A 22,992-nucleotide genomic window follows, 5' to 3' on the forward strand; every position below is an offset into this window, starting at 1 on the left:
AAAAGAAATGGCACTAATAAAATCAGTACGAGGTTTCACTCCTGAATTCGGAGACAACTGCTTTTTAGCAGACAATGCCGTAATCATCGGAGATGTCAAAATGGGAAAAGACTGTAGCGTTTGGTTCAGCACTGTATTACGCGGAGACGTTAATTCCATCCGTATCGGCAATGGAGTGAACATACAAGACGGCAGTGTACTGCATACCTTATATGAAAAGTCAACCATTGAAATAGGCGACAATGTTTCCATAGGACATAACGTGACTATCCACGGAGCAACAATCAAAGACTATGCTTTAGTGGGAATGGGAGCAACAGTGCTTGACCATGCCGTAGTGGGTGAAGGCGCCATTGTCGCTGCCGGTTCATTGGTTCTGAGTAACACTATCATCGAACCAGGAAGCATTTGGGGCGGCGTACCTGCCAAATTTATCAAAAAAGTAGATCCCGCCCAAGCTAAAGAACTGAACCAAAAGATAGCACATAACTATTTAATGTACTCTGACTGGTACAAAAAAGATGAATAGACAAATGTAGTGACAAAAAGGAAAATAATAATGGTGATAGAACGACAATTCATTATCGTTTTATCACCATTATCACCTTATCACCATCATCATTTCAACAATCTATATCCTTCGGCTTTAAAAGGGGAACGCAACTCTTAAAAGCTCCTCAACCGACCTAATTCCTTTCTCAGAAATTAATCATGCCCAGCACCTTATCCGTTGCTCCGGCATTGCTCGTAACATAATGTCCGGCATTCGCACCCGCCTCATGCAGAAATGCCTCATCTGTCAACATCCGGTCGAGCAATTCCTTCAATTCCTCATAGCTCTTGATAGAGAAAGCCCCTTTGGCTTCTATCAGTTGAACAGCTTCCATAAATTTCTGGTATTTAGGACCAAATATTACCGGAATGCCATAGACAGCCGCTTCCAGCGTATTATGGATACCCACACCAAAACCTCCGCCGATATAGGCAATCTCGCCATAACGATAGATGGAAGAGAGTAAACCGAAACAATCAATTATCAAGCAATCCGCCTTCAATACATTCTTTTCATCCGCACGGGTATAACGCACATAAGGCCTTTTCAGTTTACGGATAATCTCCACCAGATGGTTTTCGTCTATCACATGCGGAGCTATTATCAGCTTCACTTCCGGATGATTGTTAAAATATTCAATGAACAAATCTTCATCCGGCTGCCAGGAACTTCCTGCAACGAAAGTCATCGTATTGTTCTTGAACAACTCTACCAAAGGCAGGTCCTTTGCCTCCTCGCGTATCTGCAACACACGGTCAAAGCGCGTATCGCCCACCACTGTTACACGATTAATGCCTATCTTGCTCAGATAACGTTTTGAACGCTCGTTCTGAACAAACAGATGATCAAAATTGCGCAATACATGGCGATAAGTACCACCATACCATTTGAAAAAAATCTGTCCACGACGAAATATAGACGAAACGCTATATACCGGAATACGACGCCTATGCAATTCAGCCAAATAATTCTTCCAGAATTCATATTTAATGAAGAATGCCATGCAAGGATTAGCTATATCCAGGAATTTCTTCACATTGCGAGACTTATCAAACGGCAAGTAACACACGACATCCGCCCCCCGATAATTCTTGCGCACTTCGTATCCCGAAGGGGAAAAGAACGTCAATAAAATACCGTAATCCGGATATTTGGCACGTATCTTCTCTATTAGAGGACGTCCCTGTTCAAATTCGCCCAAAGAAGCAGCATGAAACCATATATAACGGACGTCTTTTTCCAATTGCTGCCTGAGAAGTTCATACACCACCCAGTGCCCCTTCATCATCTTACGGGGTTTACGGCTGAACGGAGCCGCCAGATGCACCAAAAGATCGTAGATGCCTATCGCAAGGTCGTAAAGCATACTCATTAAATCTAAAGAATTAAGAATCGAAGAAAAAAAACAGAAAATGGACACAACCACCGGATGGCGTGTCCCTATTTCCACTCTTCGATTTATTTCAGTACTTCAATCGCACGTTTCATACGTGCCAGTGTCTCTTCTTTGCCCAATACCCAGGAGATATCGAACATGTGCGGACCTTTCCCTTCGCCTACCAGTGTCAACCGGAAAGCATTCATGATGTTTCCTGTATGATATCCCTTTTCAGCAATCCAGTCCATAACAATCTTCTCCTGACCTTCGATGCTAAAATCTTCAATGCCTGCCAAGACCTCCATCAACTCAGTCATGCAACGTGCAGAATCTTCTTTCCAGCGTTTCTTTACCGTTTTCTCGTCGTACTCAGTCGGAGCGACAAAGAAGAAACTACATGTCTCCCACAACTCACGTACGAAACTCACGCGATTCTTCATCATCCCCACTACCGTTACAACTTTCTCAAACGGAACTTCCACACCATGTTCTTTCAGTATGGGAATAAAGAGTTCCGCAACTTCCTGATCCGGCTTCGACAAAATATATTCATGGTTGAACCAGATACCTTTCTTAAAGTCAAATTTAGCTCCCGATTTGCTGCAATGGCTCAGGTCGAACAGTTTCACCAGTTCTTCCATCGACATGATTTCTTGGTCATTTCCCGGATTCCAACCCAACAGAGCCAAGAAATTGATGACAGCTTCGGGCAGATATCCCGATTCACGGTATCCGGAAGATACCTCACCTGTCTTCGGATCATGCCATTCCAACGGGAACACCGGGAAACCGAGACGGTCACCGTCACGCTTGCTCAATTTGCCGTTTCCTTCTGGTTTCAGCAACAAAGGCAGATGGGCAAAAGCAGGCATCGTCTCTTCCCAACCAAAAGCACGATAAAGTAATACATGCAATGGTGCCGAAGGCAACCACTCTTCACCGCGAATCACATGGGAGACTTCCATCAAATGGTCGTCTACGATATTTGCCAAATGATAAGTAGGCAATTCATCTGCCGACTTATAAAGCACTTTATCATCAAGAATAGAGGAGTTTATGATCACCTCGCCACGAATAAGGTCGTTGACATGCACGTCTTCATTAGGTTCTATCTTGAAACGGACTACATATTGCTTACCCTCGGCAATCAATGCATCCACTTCTTCTTTGGGCAGTGTCAGCGAATTGCGCATCTGCATACGCGTAGAGGCATCATACTGAAAGTTGGCAATCTCAGCACGCTTGGCATCCAATTCTGCCGGAGTATCGAAAGCGATATAGGCTTTGTCGGCATCGAGCAACTGTTTCACATACTTCTTGTATATATCGCGACGTTCGGACTGGCGGTACGGGCCATAGTTTCCTCCAAAACTTACTCCTTCATCGAAATGAATACCCAGCCACTTGAAGGACTCCAATATATACTCTTCCGCTCCCGGTACAAATCGGTTACTGTCAGTATCTTCAATACGGAAAATCAAATCGCCTCCATGCTGGCGTGCAAAAAGATAATTGTATAATGCCGTACGCACACCACCGATGTGCAACGCTCCCGTGGGACTGGGAGCAAAACGAACTCGGACTCTTCTTTCTGTCATATTATGCATCAATTATGAGATAATTAGATGGCAAAATTAAATCTTTTTTTCCACACTATTGTTTTTTTTTGTACTTTTCGCAAAAAATTCAACCGATATGAATAAATATAGACCTCAGAAAAACTTTTCTTATAGAGATTTGCTATACAAAGTGCTCATTTTTATCGGCACAGTGGCTGCTATTGTTTACTTTCTGCCGCGTGACGGCAAGTTCAACTATCAGTTCGACATAAACAAGCCATGGAAATACGGTCAGTTGATGGCAACTTTTGAATTCCCCATTTATAAGGAAGATGCCATCGTCAAGCGAGAACAAGACAGCATACTCGCCACGTTCCAGCCTTACTATCAACTGGACAAAAGCATAGAGAAGAGTGTACTCAGCAGGTTAAAGAACGATTATCAAACTCATCTGCACGACATTGTACCCTCTACGGACTATATGCGTCATATAGAAAGAACATTATCTGAAATATATAAAGCAGGAATCGTCTCCACCGAAGGGCTCGACAAGCTACAGGAAGACAGTACCGCTTCCATCATGGTGATCGATGACAAGCTTGCCAACCAACGCGCCACCGAACAATTGTATTCCGTGAAAGAGGCCTATTCCTACCTGCTAACGGCAGATACCGTACACTACTCTCCGCATATATTGCGGCAATGCGCCCTCAATGAATACTTATACCCCAACCTGACGTATGACGAACAACGGACAGAAACGGCGAGGAAGGAAATCCTCGACAATTATGCTTGGGCAAATGGCATTGTTGTCAGTGGACAAAAAATCATCGACCGAGGAGAGATCGTTACCAAAGAAACCTACAACATCCTCGAAAGTCTGCGCAAGGAATCCATCCAGCGTAGTGAATCCATCGGACAAAAAAGGCTGATACTGACAGGACAGATACTATTTGTCGGTGTATTCATCCTATGTTTCATGCTCTATCTGGAGTTATTCCGCAAAGATTATTACGAACATAAAGGTAGCTTGTCACTACAGTTCTGCATCATCGTATTCTATTGCGTGGTGACTGCTCTCATGGTTACACATAATATCTATAATGTCTACATCCTTCCGTACGCCATGTTGCCTATCATCATCCGCATATTCCTTGATTCGCGCACGGCATTCCTTACGCATACGGTCACTATACTGATCTGTTCCATCTGTCTGCGCTTTCCGCATGAATTCATCTTGTTGCAACTGTCGGCAGGGCTTGTTGCCATATTCAGCCTGCGTGAGTTGTCGCAACGCTCGCAGTTGTTCCGGACAGCGGTATTGGTGATACTCACTTATGCTGCCGTCTACTTTTCTTTTGAACTGATTACAGAAAATGATTTGTCGAAGCTGAATGGTAGTATGTACACCTATTTTATAGCGAACGGCGTGTTGCTGCTATTTGCCTATCCGCTGCTGTTCCTGCTGGAAAAGACTTTCGGTTTTACGTCCAATGTAACATTGGTGGAACTTTCCAATATCAACAATCCGCTATTGCGTCGTTTGTCCGAGACTGTTCCAGGCACCTTCCAACACTCCATGCAAGTCGCCAACCTTGCCGCAGAAGCAGCCAACCGTATCGGTGCCAAAAGCCAGTTAGTGCGTACCGGTGCTTTATACCACGACATCGGCAAGATGGAGAATCCGGTATTCTTCACCGAAAACCAGTCAAGAGGAATCAATCCTCACAAGAACCTCAGCTACGAACAAAGTGCACAAGTCATTATCGGACATGTAACGGATGGACTGAAATTGGCAGAGAAGAACAATCTGCCTAAGGTGATAAAGGACTTTATCTGTACCCATCATGGCAGGGGGAAAACAAAATATTTCTATATCTCATGGAAAAACGAACATCCGGACGAAGAGCCGAATGATGAAATGTTCACTTATCCCGGTCCGAACCCGTTTACTCGCGAAACAGCCATATTGATGATGGCGGATGCCGTGGAAGCGGCTTCCCGCAGTCTGCCTGAATATACGGAGGAGAGTATCAACAACTTGGTGGAAAAGATCATAGATTCGCAATTGGAAGAGGGATATTTCAAGGAATGTCCCATTACCTTCAAGGATATTGCCATTATTAAATCGGTATTCAAAGAGAAACTGACAACCATTTATCATACGCGCATCAGCTATCCTGAACTCAAAAGATAGTTCGTAGAGAAAAGAGTTACCGGAAATCAGAAGGAGTTATCGGCCGATAATCCCTTCTGATTTCCGGTAAATTCTTTATAATAGCCCTACCTCAAGCTTTCCAATAGTCCGGCGCAAGCATCTTCAAGCAGGTCGAGGACATACTCGAAGCCCTCAGCACCTCCATAATATGGGTCGGGAACATGGTCGGCATAGGTAAAACGGGTGCAATACTCCGTCATACGGTGAATCTTCTTCCATGATTCGACAGAAGGGGCGCGCTCTTTCAAATCATCTATATTACGGTCGTCCATACCGATGATTAAATCGAAATTGTAGAAATCTTCTGTCCGTACAGGGCGCGAACGATGGGTAAGGTCATATCCTCTACGAATGGCATGTGCACGCATCCGGCTGTCCGGCAACTCCCCTTGGTGATAGGAAAGGATACCGGCGGAGTCTATCACAAAGTCATTTTCCAGTCCGGCTTCTTCCAGCAAATGTTTCATCACTCCCTCGGCAGAAGAGGAACGACAGATATTGCCGAGGCATACGAAAAGTATTTTACGAGGTTTCATAAGTACGTTTTTACATTTTAGAGCGTAAAGATAGAAGTTTTCTACAAAAAAGCCGTCGCATTTGCTACCGAAACCCCAGGGGTTTGCCGGGAAATTGCCCCGCATTTGTCTGGAAAACCCCAGGGGAATCCGACACAAAGCCCAGGGGATTCGGACACAAAATCCAGGGGAGTCCGACAAATTGGAACCTTACATCGGATCCACGTCATAATAGACAATGAGCGACTTAAAGCGATCTTCCGCCACCATCTCTTTCTGCACCTGTACCAACAGTTCGCGCACACGTGTCATGGGAGCATTATACTCTATCTTCACCACAATCTTGCGTATGAACAACGTCTGTATGCGAGCAACGGGTGGTTTGTCCGGTCCCAGCACACGACTGCTGAAGAACGCACGCAATTTATCCGCCATAGTACGCGCCATCAGATCGAGCAACTGTTCGTTACGGTTCTTCAGATAGACGTAGACCAGACGGTAATAGGGCGGATAATGGAACATCTGACGCTCGGCAAGTTGTCCGGACACCATCTGCTCGAAGTCATTATGGATGACTTGGGAGATAATGGGATGATCGATGCTCTTAGTCTGCAGGATAACCCGCCCACGTTTGTTCTTCCGTCCGGCACGCCCCGCCACTTGAGCCATCAACTGGAAGGCGCGCTCATAAGAGCGGAAGTCGGGATAGTTCAGCATCGTATCCGCATTCAGTATGCCGACCACGCTGACATGGGCAAAGTCCAGTCCTTTAGAGACCATCTGCGTACCGATCAAGATATTTGTCTTGCCTTGTTCGAAGTCTGCGATGATGCGCTCGTATGCCGAACGGGTACGGGTGGTATCCAAATCCATGCGAGCTACCGTAGCTTCCGGAAACAAGGCTTTGATATCATCTTCTATCTTCTCCGTCCCGAAACCGCGGTTACGTAGGTCGGTGCCTTCGCAGGCGGGACATTGGCGAGGCAACTGATAGGTATAACCGCAATAGTGACAAGTCAATTGGTTCAGGCCTTTATGATAGGTTAGGCTGACATCGCAATTCTTGCATTTCGGCACCCAGCCGCATGTGTGGCACTCAATCATCGGGGCAAAGCCACGGCGGTTCTGAAACAGGATAATCTGCTCCTTCTGCGCCAGTGCCTCTCGGATATACTGTAACAGCAATGGCGAGAAAGGACCGTTCATACGCTTCTTGCGGTGCAGTTCGTAGATGTCTACGGGAATGATTTCCGGAAGTTGTATTTCCTTATGCCGTTCTTTCAGCTCCACCAGTCCGTACTTGCCGGTGGAAGCATTGTACCACGTCTCGATGGAGGGGGTGGCGGTACCCAACAAGGTCTTGGCACCATACATCGTTGCCAAGACAATTGCCGCATTACGGGCATGGTAACGAGGGGCAGGATCTTGCTGTTTGTAGGTATTTTCGTGCTCCTCGTCTACAATCACCAGTCCCAGATTGCGGAAAGGAAGAAAGATGGAAGAGCGGACACCGAGGATAATGTCATATCCCTTGTCAGACAATTGCTTCTGCCAGATTTCTACCCGCTCAGCATCGGGAAACTTGGAGTGATATATGCCCAAACGGTTGCCGAATACACGTTGCAGGCGTTCCGTAATCTGTGTAGTGAGAGCTATCTCAGGAAGCAAGTACAACACCTGTTTCCCTTGCCGGATGATTTCTTCTATCAGATGAATATAGATTTCCGTCTTTCCGCTGGCAGTCACTCCGTGCAACAGACAGACATTCTTCGAACGGAAGTTCTGCACAATATCGTCGTAAGCCCGTTGTTGGTGTTCATTCAGAGGATTCATCGGAAGGGTGTCTCGAACCATAGTGTTCAACCGCCCCACTTCCTGCTGGTAGGTTTCAAAGATGTGTTTCTCCACCAAGCCATTGAACACAGCGGGTGAAGCACCGGCGCGGAGCAGGAGCTCCTTCTTTGTGACCTCCTTAGGCAGGTTCTTCAGTCCCTCCCCTCCCAAAATGGCAGACAACTCGATGTACTTCATCAGCAGATCCAACTGCTTCGGGGCGCGCGCCAGTTCATCGAAAAGCATTTGCAACCTCGTCTCATTCCGCACAGCCTCCGTCAGTCTGACACGGGTCTCGGTTTTCGGTTTATAGGTGCGGCGGAGTTCTTCTTTCACGAAGATGGCTTCTTTGTCGAGCAACGACTTGATGATGGGAAGGACATTCTTGATGCCACTCTCCTTTTCCAGCTTGGTGATGCACTGTTCAGGGGCGACGGAAAGCAGATCCAGAATCTTCTGTTCCCGTTCGGGCAAGCGGACTTCCGACTCAAAATCAGGGTTATATTCCACCATCGTCTCGCTCTCCAACTTCAGTCCGGAGGGCAAAGCCGCTTTATACACATCTCCCTGCGTACAGAGATAATAATCTGCCAGCCACTCCCAAAACTTGAACTGCTCCGGCAATAATATCGGACGGGCGTCCAATAGCGTCAACACGTCTTTCACCTCATACTCTTCCGGCTTGAAATAATGTACGTTGCGCACAATTGCCGTATAGAACTTCTTCCGTCCGAACGGCACGACCACGCGGCAACCTATCTGCACCTCGTCTGCCCACTCTTCGGGCAAAGAGTAGGTGAAATAACGGGGCAAGGGCAAGGGCAATATGACATCCGCAAACTTTTTCATCGTGACGGCAAAGATACGAAGAAGTATCCAATAGCTGAAAGTATCTGCCGAAAGATACACAAATCCACCGTACCGGATACATAGACCCAATACGGTGGATTCAATATAGTTCTACAAAACCTCGCTTATTTCATACGATACCGTTCCGGTTAGAAGAGATAAGCAGCGGAAATCTGCCAAGTCTTGTTCTTCGCGCCAACAGCATCAACGGCGTTCTTCAATGTGAAACTGTCTCCCATCGGGAACTGATAGTTGACACCTACTTGCAAATGCTTGATCAGTTTCACACCGACTCCCAGGTTAAGTCCTACCTGTGCCTTGCGGTCAATATTGTCTTTCTTCTTGAAATCAAAGAAGAAATCGGGTCCGGCAGCAACATAAACACCCAGCAGGCTGCCCAAACCAATCGTATATTTCAAATTAATAGGCACTTCCGCTCCTATTTGCTTAAGATCATCCTTGCCTCTTTGCGAAAGCAACACAGCACCGTCAACCCCCAAACCTACAATAGGAATAGTCAGTTCAGCCATAGGACCGATGAAGAAACCGGTAGAATTCTCCTTGTTACCCTTATAGCCGCCATCCCAATCTATCTTCGTCATGTTGACACCACCTTTCACACCCCATTTAATGAGTTGCGCCTGAACCGGCATAGCCATAAACATACAGCATACAGCTATAACGAAAGTACTTAAAATCTTCTTCATAATCTTTTTTCTTTTAATTTATCGGGGGCAAATATATACATTTATTCTTAGAACCTGTTCAAATTTTCTTCAAAAAGTTTTTTATTCAGCTTGTTTTGAGTTTCTTTTCGGTCTGTTTTTCTCTTTTATTCGTTACATAGCCCGCTATGATCCTCATAAAAACAGAAAAACATCCTCAAAAAGAATTCTAAAAAGAAGACTGAAAAAAAATTTAAACAGAATCCAAAAAAGAACAGAAAAGAAACAATTTTGTTTAATGGCGCTGCCTGCGGACTGACGCTCTGGGAGCTGCAGACTCTCGCTTAGATACCGACTGGGACTTATCTGAAGATGCTTTCGCCTTCGGAGTAGAAGAAGTTTTACTTCGTGCAGAGACGGCATTGTCACGTCCTTTCCTTTTGGAGTTAACCGTAGAGACTTTTGCACCCGAAGTTGCAGAAACAGAATCTGTTTCTGCGGTGAGGTCCCGACCGTACAACCCCTTTTCAAAGTCCGCCAACTCCTGCTCTATACGCCGCTGTTCCTTCACCAAGGCACTGTCCGTGGTGCAGTACTGCGACAGGACGCGGTTTTGCAGATTGGTTGTCTTGTAGATATCGCCCTTGTAGAGACGCGCCGCGAAGAAATCGTCCCACGTGCTGTTTGCAGCATTGTTATAGTTGCTCACAGCCACTTTGGATTGCGTCAGATAAGGAGCCAAATCTTTATAGTTCACCCAGAACATAGGCAACTTCACCTTTTCCGAACTAAACTCTTCCGAACGGTGCAACACAGGACAAATGGCGGTTATCACCGAACCATAGGTCGAAGTACGTTGGTCGAAGTACCATACTTCTTTGATGAAATAGCTCAGCACATCCGCCGACGGAATGTCGCTATTGCTGAGAGAGAGCACGCTGTCGCGGCGGTTAGCCACCTTCTTCAACTCATAGTAGATCTGAAAGCGGTCCAACACATCACGGAAAGTGATCTCGGCATCTTTCTGAAAACGCTCTGTGCCATCCAGCTGGTATTCATATGCCGGAATCTTTTTCTGCGCCAGCAGGCGGAACAGAGTGGTGAAGAGATTCATCCGATTGCCTTGCGGCTCCACTGGATAGTAGAGGGCACCATTAGTGTCCTTCGTCAAGTCCAGCGTGCGATAGATTTCACGCATCCACATCACGTCGTCCGGCAAGTTTGCCGAACCGGGATATTGTCTTTGTGCCCACCCCGCTGACAGGTTCAGCATACACAGGGCGGCAACTATCACGAGTTTCAAGGAGAGTTTCATAGTTCTTATACCTTATTATAGATAGTATTATTCCTTTTATTATAGTCAATATCTGATCTCAATTCACAATCACTTCCAACGTAGTAGGCAACAGACGTTCCACACCGTCCGGACCGACTGCACGCACCCGGGATATATAGAAACGTTTCCCACGCGAAAGACGGCGGAACATCTCCTTCTGGCGTGCAGAGAACGATGCGCCCGAAGAGACTTCCGGCACAGCATTGCCCATATTGTCAAAAAAGACCGTCTCGAAGCCCAAGACACGGAAGTTGATGTTCAGCAGTCCGTCGTCAATGGCGGCCACGATGCCCTGAGTGTTCATCAAGACAGCCTTCGGCAATCCGCGCCCGCCGCGGTAGCGCTTCGGTGCCCCGTCTTCAGTATATTCGATAAAGGGCGACGGATCCGGCAACTGGCGCACACGGTAGGTGTAATCTCCCATCGACTGCGTACGTCCGCCGACCGATGCCGTCACGCGAATCACTACATCCTTACCGATAGCCGTAGGACGTGCGATGTATCCGTTCCCCGTACGGCTCAACGTACCGTTGCCATTGGCAATGCTCGCCTGGACCTGTCCGGCAGGAACACCCGGAACAGAGATACTGATAGGGTTGTCATAGCCTGCATAGAGCACGTTCATCATCGTAGCAGATACCGTAGCGGTAGGCTCCACCACGGTATACTTCTGGGAGAAATCCCTTCGAAGCACCTCCCCATTGCCTTGCACCAACTCCAAATAACCATCCAAAGAGAACTCTCCCGTACGGTTGCAGACCGTCTCGAACCAGCCTTCCGCACTGTCCGGCTGTTTCTCTCCACCAATATAGACGGATGGGCGTTGCGTAGAGTCTACAGCCGCCAAAATAACACGACCACTATAAACACTACCGCGAACGACATTCTGCGACGTAGGAATGACGTATGCCTGCAACTGGTTCACGCGCACGTCCTGCACATCGGTGTTCTGCGTCAGCAAGTGGAGCACTTCGCCCTCGGCATAGCGTATATCGCTCTGTAGTTTGGTCAATAAAGTAACGGCAGCTGCCACAGGGGTATTCTCAAACATATACTCCTGCCAGTTCTTCCCTGCTGCCGACACTTTGCGCGGGACTTCCGTACTCAGGTTCTCACGGATAATCTTCTGCTGCACAGGGTCGGCAACCAGAGAGAGGATGTCTTCCCGATATCGGTTGATGCGGTCAAACAGCTCCCTACCTTGTCCGCTTCCAGGGGCAAGCATGATAAAAGAGGCTGCTTCCAAGTCTTCGCGGTTAGAGATATTGGCAACGTCGCCATCCTTCCCGTCCGCCTCGCGCACAATGCGCAGTTTCAGTTGGTCGACATAGGCATATAACGAATCGGAGTTGTTCTTTACGCGTACCGCTTTCTCAAACCAAGGTCCTACTTTTTCCGGGTTACGCTTGTTTGCACCGGCAAGCCCGTCATACAACGACTGGTTTTGCACCGTCGAATTTACCGTCGTACGCGAAAGGCTCTCGTCGACCAACGAGAAACCATTCAGCACATCCGACGAAACGTTTAGTGCCAACAACGCCATCAAGACGATATACATCAGGTTAATCATCTTCTGGCGCGGAGAGTCCGGATTGATATTCATGAGGAATTATGAATTATGAGTTATGAATTAACAATTAGGGATTAACAGGTATGAATTAAGAGTTGGGAATTATGAATCAGGAACTAAGATTTATAATTTATAAGTCATAAATTATAAATCAACAATCCTAACCCATCAGTCATCTCACTTGCACAGCTTGCAACATACGGGCATAGACAGCATTCAGTTCTTCTATCTGACGTGCCATCTTACGGGTCTGCTCATGCACCTGATCTATCGTACTGATCTGAGTGCTGGCGCTGCGAAGCTGCATTTCGTAGATGGCATTGATTCCCGCAAGATTACGGTTCAGCGTACTCATCTGCTCAGCATCGTGCGAGAGGGATTCTGCCTGGGCAGTAAAACGGGACAGCATCTCAGTCATCTCTTTCAACTGGGCGATATAAGCCTGGGTAGTTTCTTCCATCTCTGACGTAAAGGCGGATGCCATGTTTCCGGACAAAGGACTACCACCTCCTACAATCACAGAAGCCGGCTGATTCGCTTGCGACCGATTCACCGACGGTTGACTGACTGACGGCTGGTTCACGCGTATCGGATTCGTTGCGCCGACGGGCACCTGCACCGGACCGTTCTGAGCAAGGCCGGCTTGAGAAAGATCGGCTTGCGACATTCCATCGCCCACGACGATCACTCCGCCCGCAGCATTTGCCACCGGTTTGCCCGGCAAATCGAATGCAGAAATAAAGAATACCAGCACTTCTGTCCCCATGCCAAGCCACAACATCAGATTGGCTCCCGGCAGATGGGTTAGTTTGAACAGTGTACCGGCAATCACTACGGCAGCACCCCAGCTATAGGCATAGTTCATGATTACCTTGCCACGATAGCTTGCCATAAAATCCTGCAACTTCTGCCCCAAACTCTTTTTTCTTCTTACAGTCTCTTGTTCCATCATCTTGTACCTTTTTAGCGACTTAGTCATTTCCCTTTCTTGCTATATCCCACCTGCGTACGTACGCACCGGAAACCGATATATGAGCGTTGCTCATTCTGATACTCCGCCGTACGGGCATCAGAGCGGATAAAGGCGTTCACGTCTTTCCACGAACCGCCACGAACCACTTTCTTCTTCATGGCATAAGGATCGTCCGGTGCCGCTTTATACTGGATATCGGGATTGATGTCGCTTGCCTGCAACACACCCGATTCGGTATAAGCCGTCGAAGTCCATTCCGCCACGTTGCCCGCCATGTCATACAACCCGTTCGAGTTGGGCGAATAGGCGCCTACGCGAGTGGATATCAGGTTACCGTCTTTGGTATAATTGCCTTTGCCAGGCTTGTAGTTCGCATTATAACAACCGCGCTCGTCCTTGGTCTCTTCGCTGTCTTTCCAAGGGTACTTGTTGTTTTCGCGTCCCCTTGCAGCAAACTCCCATTCCGCCTCGGTCGGCAGGCGGTAGCGCTGGATGTACCTTGCCTGTCCACCCAATCCGGCAAGCAGATAGTTGGTCCGCCAGGCACAGAAAGCATTCGCCTGCTCCCAACTGACACCTACCACAGGATGCTCATTGTAACTGGGATGGTTAAAATACAGGCGCATGTACTGCTCATTGTTTGCATCCGGAAAGTCGTTCACCCAACAGGTCGTATCAGGATAGATGTTCACGATGTAGCTGTTCAGGAAATCCCATTCGCTGGAGAGTGGGCGGGTGATGGTACGGTTCACTATACGGCCTTCGTCATCAATATACGCCGTGTCTTTAGTTATCATCACCACCTCTTCGGGATCCACCTTTATATCCGTGTTCTTGACTCTTTCGGCGGGGTTCAGACGGTTACGGCGCTTGGCGGCTTCCGCATAATCATACACTTCATAGTAGTAGTTCAGTTGGGCACCGTCCAGCATCAGTGTGCCGTCAATCGGATGCCGCTTATACACACTCTCGATAGCCATCTGTTCATCTTCCGTAGCGCGCTTCCAAGGGATGGGCTTCGCCCAGTTCAAGTAAGGCTTTATCGGATTCCCTTCGCGGTCTTCCTCTATCTTGAAGACTTCGTTGCCACCATAGGCAGGATCTGCCAGACGCTCGCGGATGATGGAGTCGCGCACCCAGTTGACGAACTGTTTATACTCAGCAACGGTCACTTCCGTATCGTCCATCCAGAAAGATTCTACCGAAATCTCCCGCGAAGGAACGACCGTTCCCCACAAGCTGTCCTGCTTATCGGGTCCCATCTTCACCGAACCGCGTTTCACCAACACCATGCCGTATGGCGCCGGCTCGCTCCATGCCATCGCACTGGCACCTATCACCTCACCGCCTTTCATGGAAGTGTTACCCACTGTTCCCATGCACGACACCAATGAACCGAGCAGCAACAGTGCCGCCCCGTACCATGCATGAATAGCTTTCATCCCTTTCTTCTGTTTCATCATTCGTATATCTCTTACAAAATCCGTACACTCTTATGCAAGTTCCGGCTTTTCTTAAATACATTCAAGTCCAATGCATACCTGACCATCAAATCGTGGCTGCCGCTTGCCGCGCCAATCTTCGAGGTGAAGCACTCGTATGCATACCCCAGTGTCACGCCCTGCACCGTCAACCCAAGACTGAGTGTCACCGAGGTGCCGGGTGAATAGGTTACTCCCCCGCTCAGCACCTTAGAGCGATAGGCATAGAACAACCGCCCCGTCAGGTCCAGCCGTGTAGTAGTAAAGTCACTCTGCAACTGCATCGAAGGCTGTATGGAAATTAACGGATTACGCGTCTGAATATTGTATCCGCCTGTCAAATAAACGATAGGATGTACAGCTATCTCGCTTTTTTCTCCCAAAGAGATGCGGGGAGCCGTCAGATGGTGGACGGAAAGCGCGGCATAGAACCGAGGATGCGAATAGTAGGCACCGAGCCCGATGTCAACGGCACTCCCGCTCTCTGCCGTAGTAGGAAATGCCTCATCGTCGGTTTCTTCACCAAGATTGATGTCGGAAGGGTCGAAAGTAATGTTCAGCATGCCTACCTGAAAGCCGATGCCCAGCTTGCCTTTACGGATTTTCTGTTGATAGGCATACTGCCCCCAGAAACGCTGGTTGCGGAACAGACCGATGGCTTCATTGAAAAATCCCACGCCAGCACCCTGAGGTTTGTTGAACAGCGTGAAAGGCATGTCCGCACCGAAATACATCACCCGCGGGGCATGGGTGAAACCCATCAGTTGCATACCATACGAACCGTATATATTCAGCTTATTCTCCGTCTGCCCTGCCCATGCGGGATGATAATAGCCCGGCACCGCCCAATATTGGCCAAAGCGTGCGTCGAACTGTGCCCGTACTCCTGCCGCACAGAAGAAGAGGCACAGCCAGATTGCCGATTTCAGGATAAAACTGTATTTCATCATTATAAAAACGGACTCACCAATAGCAAGTCATGATACATCTTCAAGCATAGGCTTCAGGATGGAGCAGTATATTTCACTTTCAGCCCCTCCACTCCCATTCCGGTGAAATAGTCTTCAATCAGACTCCAGCGTGTTGCATCATCCATTCCGCTTGTCCCGAAGAAGAAGGAGAACAATTCAATCTGTTCCTGAAATATCTTTTCATTATTATCGAGAATGAGATTATGGTATTCATCGGAAGACGCAATCTGTTCCAGCAGTTCCGGGTCGTCGAAAGTGACCGATACGCAAGGTGTTCCCCCACCCTCTACGCTGAACGAAAGACAATCGAGCATAGAAAGCAGATTGAACAACATGTTCAAGTCAGAAAAAGGTGTCGTATAGAACAGCAGGCGGTCTCCTTTCTCACCCACAATGCGCTGGGTGAAAAGTTTCTGATAGCGGGATAGCAAGAGGTCGAAGCCTTTCGTCACCGTGAAAGAAAGTTCGTTGGAATCTTTCTTCTTCACACTGCTGATGTAGCTCACGCTGCGTCCCTCTTCCGTACGCGATTCTAACAAGGAGCCGATGAAGCGTTTTGCCGACGGTACATCCATGCCATGCTCGGCAAATACCGCACGCAACTCTTCTTCATCAAAACGCCCTTTCGTCTTACGAAGTTTGTCGAACAGTAAGGTCTTCAGGCTGCCGAACAGCGCATCCATACGCCGACGAATCACTGCTGCATCTTCTTTCAGCAGCACCTCGTGCTTGCCCACGGACACCGCACGCGAACCTTCCCACAACGTTCCATTATTCAGTTTCTGCTTGAACTCTCTATAGCCGAACTCTGCGAAACGCTCTTCCCAGAGTTTCTCCAGACGCGCCATGTAGACGTCTTCCGTACCAGGCACTTTAGTCAGATAGTCACTGAACTCGCGGATAAAGGCATCGCCTGTCTTATCTTGTATATATCCTTCGGCAAGCAGGTTTTGCGGACTGACTTCCAGCAGGTGCTTGCCGTAGCGATGACACAAGTCATCTTCCAGCCACAGCAGGGCTGTCTTTATCAGCTGCCCCAATTCCGCTTCGTATTCCAACTTGTTCTTCATGCGAGGCAGTTTCACCACAAATTCAAAATCGGACAGAGAAAGCAGCATCTCCTGTTTTCTACCTTTCATCCGGTACACTTCCATCAACTTCTTCAAGATCAGCGACAACTGCTCCTGCGTGATGTTGCCCGTCATGTGCAGGCGTTTCATATAATAGAAATCCCTCTCATGATAGTCCGTCGCCGAGATGCCCTGAATATCAGCATCGCGGGCGGCACGTCCAATCTCCTGTATATAGTCGACAAATGTACTGGAGGGCGCCACATGATACACACGGTCGATATCACTGATATCCACTCCCATGCCGAATGCCTTTGTGGCTACAATCATCCGCTTCTCGCCCTCCTTGAAGTCCTGCACGATTGCCGCTTTCTGTTCTTTGTCTTTCTTTCCGTAGTAGGAAGCCACCAAATGCCAGTCGACAGACTTCACCCATGCCTTCAGACGCATATCGATGCCGCCTGCAAAGGGATAGTAGAGAATAGTCTTATGTCCGTCGAGAAAGTCTTCCACCCTTTTGGCTATAACACGCTGTTTGGCCTTATCGTATGTCTCACCCTCTTCCATCTCCATCTGCCGGATGTCGAAGCCGATATTGCGGCGCTTCACCGTACCTGCATGGAGCACACAAGGCTCCATCTGCAATGAACGGATCGTTTCAAACACCATGTCATTGCCTCCTTTCGGATTCCAGACTGCCGTAGCCGTCAGTGCAAATAGCGGGAATGTGTAACCGAGACTTTTCTTCAAGCCTTGCAGATAACGCCCCAGAAACCAATAGTCCACACGAAACTCCTTCCCCCACGTAGTGACCGTATGAGCCTCATCCACCACAACCAGGCCAATGCGGCGTTCGCCTACAAAATGCCTGATGTCGTAAGAGAGCAGCAGTTCCGGCGAGAGGTAGAACAGGTCCACTTCGCCTTCGCGCACTTGCCGATACACCTCGTTCTTTTGTTCGGGTGAGAGATCGGAGGAGGCATACGCCACGCGCGTATATCCCAACTCCTGCAAACCTTCCACCTGGTCTGTGATCAATGCTTTCAGGGGAGATACCACGATGGTAAGCAGCCTGTATTCTCTGCCCAGATAGATGGCGGGCAACTGGAACAGTAGGGATTTTCCGGCTCCTGTAGGTGCCGTCAGCAGGACATTGTTGATCTCCGTTTCTCCTTTGTGTGCCTTTTCGGCTTCGGCAATGACACTCTCTATCAGTTGCCCCTGCGAAATGTGCAGTGTATCTTTTCCCCGGAATAAATCGTCGTATACTTCCAAGTCGCGAAATTGTTCGTACCCATATATTTCTCTCAAAAGCGCATGTACCGCTTCTCGACAGCCGCCAGGCAACTGCCGTTGTTTCAACTCCGGCAAACGACCTGCCATTTCTTTTTGCATTTCAACCATATAGTGGAAAATTCTAAAAAAAGAGGTAGTCCTTCACAACTCATCACAAACGAGTCTACGGACTACCTCTTTCTATGTGTCAACAGGGGTGTGGCATAACCGTTTTTCACCACCTAAAAAAGCATATCAATACTCTTCTTCATTAAAGAAGAAATCCTCTTTGCTCGGATAGTCGGGCCAGATGTCTTCGATGCTTTCATAAATATCGCCTTCATCTTCCATTTCCTGCAAATTCTCAATTACTTCGAGCGGAGAACCCGAACGTATGGCATAATCGATCAATTCATCCTTGGTTGCCGGCCAGGGAGCATCTTCCAGTTTAGATGCTAATTCCAATGTCCAATACATAAATCCTAAGTATTAAAATGGTGACTATTATATTAAGTCCTACTTTCTATATTTTCGGCAAAAGTATAATAAAATATTTCACTTACAACTATTATCCCAAAATATTTCATCTTTTTTCTCATCCTGATTGGTTTTTCGTGACAAAATAAACAAATAATCGGACAAACGGTTTACGTAAGCGAGCAAGTCGGGAGCCACTTCGCACTGTTCTGCCAAAGCCAGTATGCGCCGTTCTGCCCTGCGGCAAACCGTTCGGCAGACATGGCAGACCGAAGCGGCACGACTGCCTCCGGGCAGGACAAAAGCACGCAAAGGAGGAAGAAGGGCATCCAGACGGTCTATCTCCCGCTCAATACATTCCGTATCTTCGGGATGGACAATGCTGGCGCACTTCAGGTCGGTCTTCTCCAAGTCGGTAGCCAGGCTTGAGCCTACGGCAAAAAGGCGGTTCTGGACATTGCGGACAAATGTCCTGTCTTTCTCGTCGGACAAGTAGGTGATCAGCAATCCCAAATTGGAGTTCAGTTCATCTACTGTGCCGTAGGCTTCGAGGCGGATGTGTGTCTTCGGCACACGGGTACCCCCTACAAGGGAGGTGGTACCTTTATCTCCGGTTTTGGTATATATCTTCATAAGGTTGTTTTTTTAGTATTATAACGCCTAAAGCTAATCAAAAGTTGACAATATAGTCTTGCTTTAGCTTTGTTTTATCAAAAAAGAGGATACCAAGGTCATAAAGGTCGAACGTTATGCCCACTTTGTCGTCCTGCACCATGCGTTTCCACAGTGCTTTCATCTGCGGAGTGTAGCCTATCCCTTCCACTACGAAGACAGAGCTACCGGCAGTACGCGCGGCACAGATGCGAAACACTTCTTCCACAAATTCCGGACGCTGCCAGTCGTGCAGATAGAGGAAGTCGACCGGTGTCCCGGCTTCCAGAAACAGGTCGGAGAGATCGGACGCAGGCGTATAGTCCGCTCCTATCTTGCCCGCTTTCAGGTAGAGGGCAGAGGCGGAGAGGCGGCCGGCATCCACAATGGTGGCTGGCTGGGCGTAATTGACCAGACGAAACAGCAGGCGTTTCACTTTCTTCGATTCGCGGTTCCAGTCCTTGCCTTTCTGCGGAGCCAGCCTTTTCTGTTCTGCCGCCAGGGCTTTGTATTTATAGTAAGGAGTGCTTTCATAAATCACAAACGTAATGAGGTTGAAAGCAAAAGGAGAATGTATCCCGTAACCGCAACGGTGACGAAAGCGGCGCAGCCAGATGAATGGGCGTTTCAAGGTTAATAGAATACGGTTCATAACTGATAATTCGTTTCTTGAATACAAAGATACGGAAACCTTTCAATTCCTTGACCGGGGAAATAGATATTTAATTTACGATTGTGAGTTTTTGAAAAAATTCAAATTCATCCGAAAGGATTCTCATCCACGCCATCTTGTTCACCGCCTTGTCCACCGCCACCGTTTTCATCCGGTTTCGGAGCTACGCTCGCAGCATCAATCACGGTGCCCTTGCCTACTACCAGCCTTTCTACAGTAGCCTTGCTCAACATGTCCTTGAAGTAGCTTCCGGAAGTAAAGATAATCTTCCGGCGATACACAGTGTTGGCATCCACATCGTTCGCCCCGGACTGGCTCTTCGCGTTCAGTCCAGGACGGAAACAGCCGAAGTCCCCCAACTGCACGGAATATCCTTTATCCAAATCCATATTCAGAGTGTCGATCAATCCGTCAATCACCATCTTCACCACACCGCGCGGCACCATGCTCACCTTCTGCACTTCTTCGCAGAGTTTGTCAAACTTCACCATGCCCAAGACTTTCGCCTGCGCCACATACTTCTCCGTATTCGTCTTGTCAAAACCAAAAACCACCTTTTTTACTTCATACTTAATAGCCATATTCTTTTCACTTTTTAAGGGTTTAAATAATAATGTATATCTCTCTTATCTCATCCGAAATAAGGAAACGTTTTACCGTGAGGCCTCAACGGTCGGCAGTTTCATTCTCTCAGAATCGATGTCGCAAAGTTAGGGCAATATGCGGCGAAAGCCTAAGAAACGACATCTACAGCTAAATATATTAAACCACTGATAAACAGTAGCATAAAAATTTGAGATCTCTACAGTTTGAGAAAATGCTCCCAAACGGGAAAAAGGGGAAATAGGAAGAAGCGGAATGCCATCTCTACAGTTTGAGATGCTAAAGTACTGAAAATGAATGGTAGGCTGGCTGGCAATCTCTACAGGTCATCAAATCTATCAGGGAAAACGACGTTTCATCTACAGATTGCACAAATAGACACAGATTTCCGGATGAAAAAAGAGAGAGCATGTCCGAGAGAAGCCCCCAAAGGCCAAACCGGACACACACTCTCACGGGTCAAGGGATGAAAGTTAAAAACCTTGTTGGCGATAGAACCGCGTTTCGCCTACGCTATAGTCAACGCAATCCTATCCTTATACTATACTATTAACCGGATTCTCTATTTAATAACAGTTCAAAACAGATATCCATTACGAAACCGACAAGAAATCTATTATTTCCCTTGACGCTTTATCGTCAATCATGGGTTGTTCTTCACCCCATTGGGTATCAGTTTCCCTGATTCTGCGATGCGATAAATCTTGGGTTGATATTAATCAAGCGGTATGTAATAGCTGTCGTTCCGGGTACAATGTAATATGCCGGATACAGAGCATCTTCTGTAAGCGCATCCAGTCCCATGCCAAATTGGTAAACGAACGAACGGTGTTTGCCATCGATTTTCAATTCTTCCGGATACTTGCCACTTGTCCCAGAAGGAACACACCATGCAAATGTATAGTTGTTGTTTGTTGCTGACGGACGGCCTGTTGGCAATCCTGTTTGATTGACGTTAAGCAAGGTTGGTTCCATATCGGGCAAAAACGGTTGGGTATAAAACCAAATTTGGTCTTCCACTGTTGCGATTTTCTCCACTGTACTCTCACCGATGTAATACCATTTAGCTTTATTCTTATCTCCTTGATATATATACGAAAGAAGTATTACTCCAGACATTCATCCAAGTCGCGTGCCAACTGCTCTTTATCCAGATGCTGTCCGATAAAGACAAGTTTCTGCATACGGTCGCCATACTCCGGATCCCAGTCACGCATCAGCCCTGGTTCTTGCCGTTTCAATTCCGCCAGGTCCTCTTCGGGGGCGGTAGCGTACCACAGTCCGGCTTCCGTAAGCTGCTTTTGCACGCCTGCCTGTTCAAACAAGTAAGACATGTCGCGATTGTGGCTGAAGTAGCAGACGCCTTTGGTACGGATGACGTTGCGCGGCCATCGGGTGGCGATGAAGTGGTCGAGCTTGTGGATGTTGAAAGCCGGACGGCGATAGTAGACAAACGTACCAATGCCATATTCTTCCACTTCGCCGTCTTCCACATGATGGTGGTGATGGTGTTCATGATGATGATGAACGTCTTCTTCCGAATGATGATGCTCGTGGTGATGATGAGCTTCCCTCTCCTCCTCTTCGGTGGCAGGGCGTTCTATGCCCCGGATCCATCCGGCGGAAGTGGCGGCACGTTCAAAGTCGAAGAGACCGGTATGGATAATCTTCCCCAGGTCTACATCGGCATAGTTACATTCTATGATTTCGGCGCCGGGTTGCAAGGTGCGGATGATGTGCTTGATGCGTTTCAGCTCTTCTGGTTGCACCTCGTCGGCCTTGTTCAGCAGGATGATGTTGCAGAACTCAATCTGCTGGATGATAAGGCTTTCGATATCTTCTTCGTCAATGCCCTTGCGGGTCAGGCCGTCGCCGCAAGCAAATTCGCTTTGCAGGCGCAGGGCATCCACCACGGTGGTGATGCAGTCCAGGCGGCAGATGCCATACTTGGTATAGGCGCCTCCCATGCGGGGAATGGAACAGAGGGTCTGGGCAATGGGTTCGGGCTCGCAGATGCCGCTGGCTTCGATGACGATATAGTCGAAGCGTTGCATCTTCATGATTTCAAACATCTGCTCAATCAGGTCTGTCTTCAGGGTGCAGCAGATGCAGCCGTTCTGCAACGCCACAAGGCTGTCGTCTTTCTTGCCCACCACACCGCCTTTCTCTATCAGTGCCGCATCGATATTCACCTCGCCGATATCATTGACGATGACGGCAAATTTGATGCCACGTTTGTTGGTAAGGATATGGTTTACCAAGGTGGTCTTGCCACTGCCTAAATAGCCGGTCAGCAGCAACACAGGAATATCAATTGTATTCATAATTGGATTATTTTGGTT

19 protein-coding genes are annotated in these 22,992 nt (G+C 47.9%); 2 read left to right on the forward strand and 17 right to left on the reverse strand.

Annotated elements, in window-relative coordinates; genetic code table 11:
* The first annotated feature begins 7 nt into the window (after positions 1-7).
* Positions 8-529, forward strand: a complete 522-nt coding sequence (locus tag QZ323_RS07095) for a gamma carbonic anhydrase family protein (protein ID WP_294633913.1) — start codon at positions 8-10, stop codon at positions 527-529.
* Between the two features lie 169 nt (positions 530-698).
* On the opposite strand, the gene QZ323_RS07100 is transcribed toward QZ323_RS07095, so the two are convergent.
* Complete coding sequence (locus QZ323_RS07100) at positions 699-1,919, reverse strand: glycosyltransferase N-terminal domain-containing protein (RefSeq protein WP_294633914.1); 1,221 nt, start codon at positions 1,917-1,919, stop codon at positions 699-701.
* Positions 1,920-2,011: 92 nt separating this feature from the next.
* Positions 2,012-3,529 carry a glutamate--tRNA ligase gene (gene gltX / locus QZ323_RS07105; protein ID WP_294633915.1) on the reverse strand — a complete coding sequence of 506 codons (1,518 nt, stop codon included), beginning with the start codon at positions 3,527-3,529 and terminating at the stop codon, positions 2,012-2,014.
* A 97-nt stretch (positions 3,530-3,626) separates the two neighbouring features.
* On the opposite strand from gltX, the gene QZ323_RS07110 reads away from it, so the two are divergent.
* Positions 3,627-5,687: an HDIG domain-containing metalloprotein gene (locus QZ323_RS07110; RefSeq protein WP_294633916.1), complete on the forward strand. Its 2,061-nt coding sequence runs from the start codon at positions 3,627-3,629 to the stop codon at positions 5,685-5,687.
* Between the two features lie 86 nt (positions 5,688-5,773).
* Here QZ323_RS07110 and QZ323_RS07115 read toward each other — a convergent pair whose 3' ends face one another.
* From QZ323_RS07115 to QZ323_RS07185, 15 genes are all read right to left on the reverse strand, one after another.
* Positions 5,774-6,244: a low molecular weight protein-tyrosine-phosphatase gene (locus QZ323_RS07115; protein WP_294633917.1), complete on the reverse strand. Its 471-nt coding sequence runs from the start codon at positions 6,242-6,244 to the stop codon at positions 5,774-5,776.
* Between the two features lie 189 nt (positions 6,245-6,433).
* Positions 6,434-8,905 carry a primosomal protein N' gene (gene priA, locus QZ323_RS07120; protein WP_294633918.1) on the reverse strand — a complete coding sequence of 824 codons (2,472 nt, stop codon included), beginning with the start codon at positions 8,903-8,905 and terminating at the stop codon, positions 6,434-6,436.
* Positions 8,906-9,054: 149 nt separating this feature from the next.
* Entirely contained in the window at positions 9,055-9,612 is a 558-nt protein-coding gene (locus tag QZ323_RS07125) for a porin family protein (protein ID WP_294633919.1), read from the reverse strand.
* A 253-nt stretch (positions 9,613-9,865) separates the two neighbouring features.
* Entirely contained in the window at positions 9,866-10,885 is a 1,020-nt protein-coding gene (gene gldN, locus QZ323_RS07130; protein WP_294633920.1) for a gliding motility protein GldN, read from the reverse strand.
* A 58-nt stretch (positions 10,886-10,943) separates the two neighbouring features.
* Positions 10,944-12,509, reverse strand: coding sequence for a gliding motility protein GldM (gene gldM, locus QZ323_RS07135; protein WP_294633921.1), 1,566 nt, complete (start codon positions 12,507-12,509; stop codon positions 10,944-10,946).
* A gap of 139 nt (positions 12,510-12,648) precedes the next feature.
* Positions 12,649-13,428 carry a gliding motility protein GldL gene (gene gldL / locus QZ323_RS07140; protein ID WP_294633922.1) on the reverse strand — a complete coding sequence of 260 codons (780 nt, stop codon included), beginning with the start codon at positions 13,426-13,428 and terminating at the stop codon, positions 12,649-12,651.
* 23 nt (positions 13,429-13,451) lie between these two features.
* Positions 13,452-14,909, reverse strand: a complete 1,458-nt coding sequence (locus QZ323_RS07145; protein WP_294633937.1) for an SUMF1/EgtB/PvdO family nonheme iron enzyme — start codon at positions 14,907-14,909, stop codon at positions 13,452-13,454.
* Positions 14,910-14,923: 14 nt separating this feature from the next.
* Positions 14,924-15,877 (reverse strand): PorP/SprF family type IX secretion system membrane protein, encoded by a 954-nt coding sequence (locus QZ323_RS07150; RefSeq protein ID WP_363174849.1) that lies wholly within the window; start codon positions 15,875-15,877, stop codon positions 14,924-14,926.
* Positions 15,878-15,933: 56 nt separating this feature from the next.
* Positions 15,934-18,375, reverse strand: a complete 2,442-nt coding sequence (locus QZ323_RS07155; protein ID WP_294633924.1) for a helicase-related protein — start codon at positions 18,373-18,375, stop codon at positions 15,934-15,936.
* A gap of 126 nt (positions 18,376-18,501) precedes the next feature.
* Entirely contained in the window at positions 18,502-18,723 is a 222-nt protein-coding gene (locus tag QZ323_RS07160; protein ID WP_294633925.1) for a DUF2795 domain-containing protein, read from the reverse strand.
* 78 nt (positions 18,724-18,801) lie between these two features.
* Positions 18,802-19,356, reverse strand: a complete 555-nt coding sequence (locus QZ323_RS07165; protein WP_294633926.1) for a cob(I)yrinic acid a,c-diamide adenosyltransferase — start codon at positions 19,354-19,356, stop codon at positions 18,802-18,804.
* Positions 19,357-19,393: 37 nt separating this feature from the next.
* Positions 19,394-20,026, reverse strand: a complete 633-nt coding sequence (locus QZ323_RS07170; protein ID WP_294633927.1) for a hypothetical protein — start codon at positions 20,024-20,026, stop codon at positions 19,394-19,396.
* Positions 20,027-20,133: 107 nt separating this feature from the next.
* Entirely contained in the window at positions 20,134-20,628 is a 495-nt protein-coding gene (locus QZ323_RS07175; protein WP_294633928.1) for an HU family DNA-binding protein, read from the reverse strand.
* 694 nt (positions 20,629-21,322) lie between these two features.
* On the reverse strand, positions 21,323-21,769 hold the full coding sequence (locus QZ323_RS07180) for a hypothetical protein (RefSeq protein WP_294633929.1): 447 nt from the start codon (positions 21,767-21,769) through the stop codon (positions 21,323-21,325).
* Positions 21,757-22,974, reverse strand: coding sequence for a GTP-binding protein (locus QZ323_RS07185; protein ID WP_294633930.1), 1,218 nt, complete (start codon positions 22,972-22,974; stop codon positions 21,757-21,759). Before QZ323_RS07185 ends, QZ323_RS07180 begins: the two co-directional genes overlap by 13 nt.
* Between the last annotated feature and the right edge of the window lie 18 nt (positions 22,975-22,992).

This window comes from uncultured Bacteroides sp. (genome assembly GCF_910585845.1).
In the GTDB taxonomy this organism is placed as follows: Bacteria; Bacteroidota; Bacteroidia; order Bacteroidales; family Bacteroidaceae; genus Bacteroides.

What these genes read in the sequence shown, in the direction of transcription:
- QZ323_RS07095 (WP_294633913.1), top strand. Translation starts at nt 8, where the DNA reads ATGGCACTAATAAAATCAGTACGAGGTTTCACTCCTGAATTCGGAGAC.
- QZ323_RS07100 (WP_294633914.1), bottom strand. Translation starts at nt 1,919, where the DNA reads ATGCTTTACGACCTTGCGATAGGCATCTACGATCTTTTGGTGCATCTG.
- gltX (WP_294633915.1), bottom strand. Translation starts at nt 3,529, where the DNA reads ATGACAGAAAGAAGAGTCCGAGTTCGTTTTGCTCCCAGTCCCACGGGA.
- QZ323_RS07110 (WP_294633916.1), top strand. Translation starts at nt 3,627, where the DNA reads ATGAATAAATATAGACCTCAGAAAAACTTTTCTTATAGAGATTTGCTA.
- QZ323_RS07115 (WP_294633917.1), bottom strand. Translation starts at nt 6,244, where the DNA reads ATGAAACCTCGTAAAATACTTTTCGTATGCCTCGGCAATATCTGTCGT.
- priA (WP_294633918.1), bottom strand. Translation starts at nt 8,905, where the DNA reads ATGAAAAAGTTTGCGGATGTCATATTGCCCTTGCCCTTGCCCCGTTAT.
- QZ323_RS07125 (WP_294633919.1), bottom strand. Translation starts at nt 9,612, where the DNA reads ATGAAGAAGATTTTAAGTACTTTCGTTATAGCTGTATGCTGTATGTTT.
- gldN (WP_294633920.1), bottom strand. Translation starts at nt 10,885, where the DNA reads ATGAAACTCTCCTTGAAACTCGTGATAGTTGCCGCCCTGTGTATGCTG.
- gldM (WP_294633921.1), bottom strand. Translation starts at nt 12,509, where the DNA reads ATGAATATCAATCCGGACTCTCCGCGCCAGAAGATGATTAACCTGATG.
- gldL (WP_294633922.1), bottom strand. Translation starts at nt 13,428, where the DNA reads ATGATGGAACAAGAGACTGTAAGAAGAAAAAAGAGTTTGGGGCAGAAG.
- QZ323_RS07145 (WP_294633937.1), bottom strand. Translation starts at nt 14,909, where the DNA reads ATGAAACAGAAGAAAGGGATGAAAGCTATTCATGCATGGTACGGGGCG.
- QZ323_RS07150 (WP_363174849.1), bottom strand. Translation starts at nt 15,877, where the DNA reads ATGAAATACAGTTTTATCCTGAAATCGGCAATCTGGCTGTGCCTCTTC.
- QZ323_RS07155 (WP_294633924.1), bottom strand. Translation starts at nt 18,375, where the DNA reads ATGGTTGAAATGCAAAAAGAAATGGCAGGTCGTTTGCCGGAGTTGAAA.
- QZ323_RS07160 (WP_294633925.1), bottom strand. Translation starts at nt 18,723, where the DNA reads ATGTATTGGACATTGGAATTAGCATCTAAACTGGAAGATGCTCCCTGG.
- QZ323_RS07165 (WP_294633926.1), bottom strand. Translation starts at nt 19,356, where the DNA reads ATGAAGATATATACCAAAACCGGAGATAAAGGTACCACCTCCCTTGTA.
- QZ323_RS07170 (WP_294633927.1), bottom strand. Translation starts at nt 20,026, where the DNA reads ATGAACCGTATTCTATTAACCTTGAAACGCCCATTCATCTGGCTGCGC.
- QZ323_RS07175 (WP_294633928.1), bottom strand. Translation starts at nt 20,628, where the DNA reads ATGGCTATTAAGTATGAAGTAAAAAAGGTGGTTTTTGGTTTTGACAAG.
- QZ323_RS07180 (WP_294633929.1), bottom strand. Translation starts at nt 21,769, where the DNA reads ATGTCTGGAGTAATACTTCTTTCGTATATATATCAAGGAGATAAGAAT.
- QZ323_RS07185 (WP_294633930.1), bottom strand. Translation starts at nt 22,974, where the DNA reads ATGAATACAATTGATATTCCTGTGTTGCTGCTGACCGGCTATTTAGGC.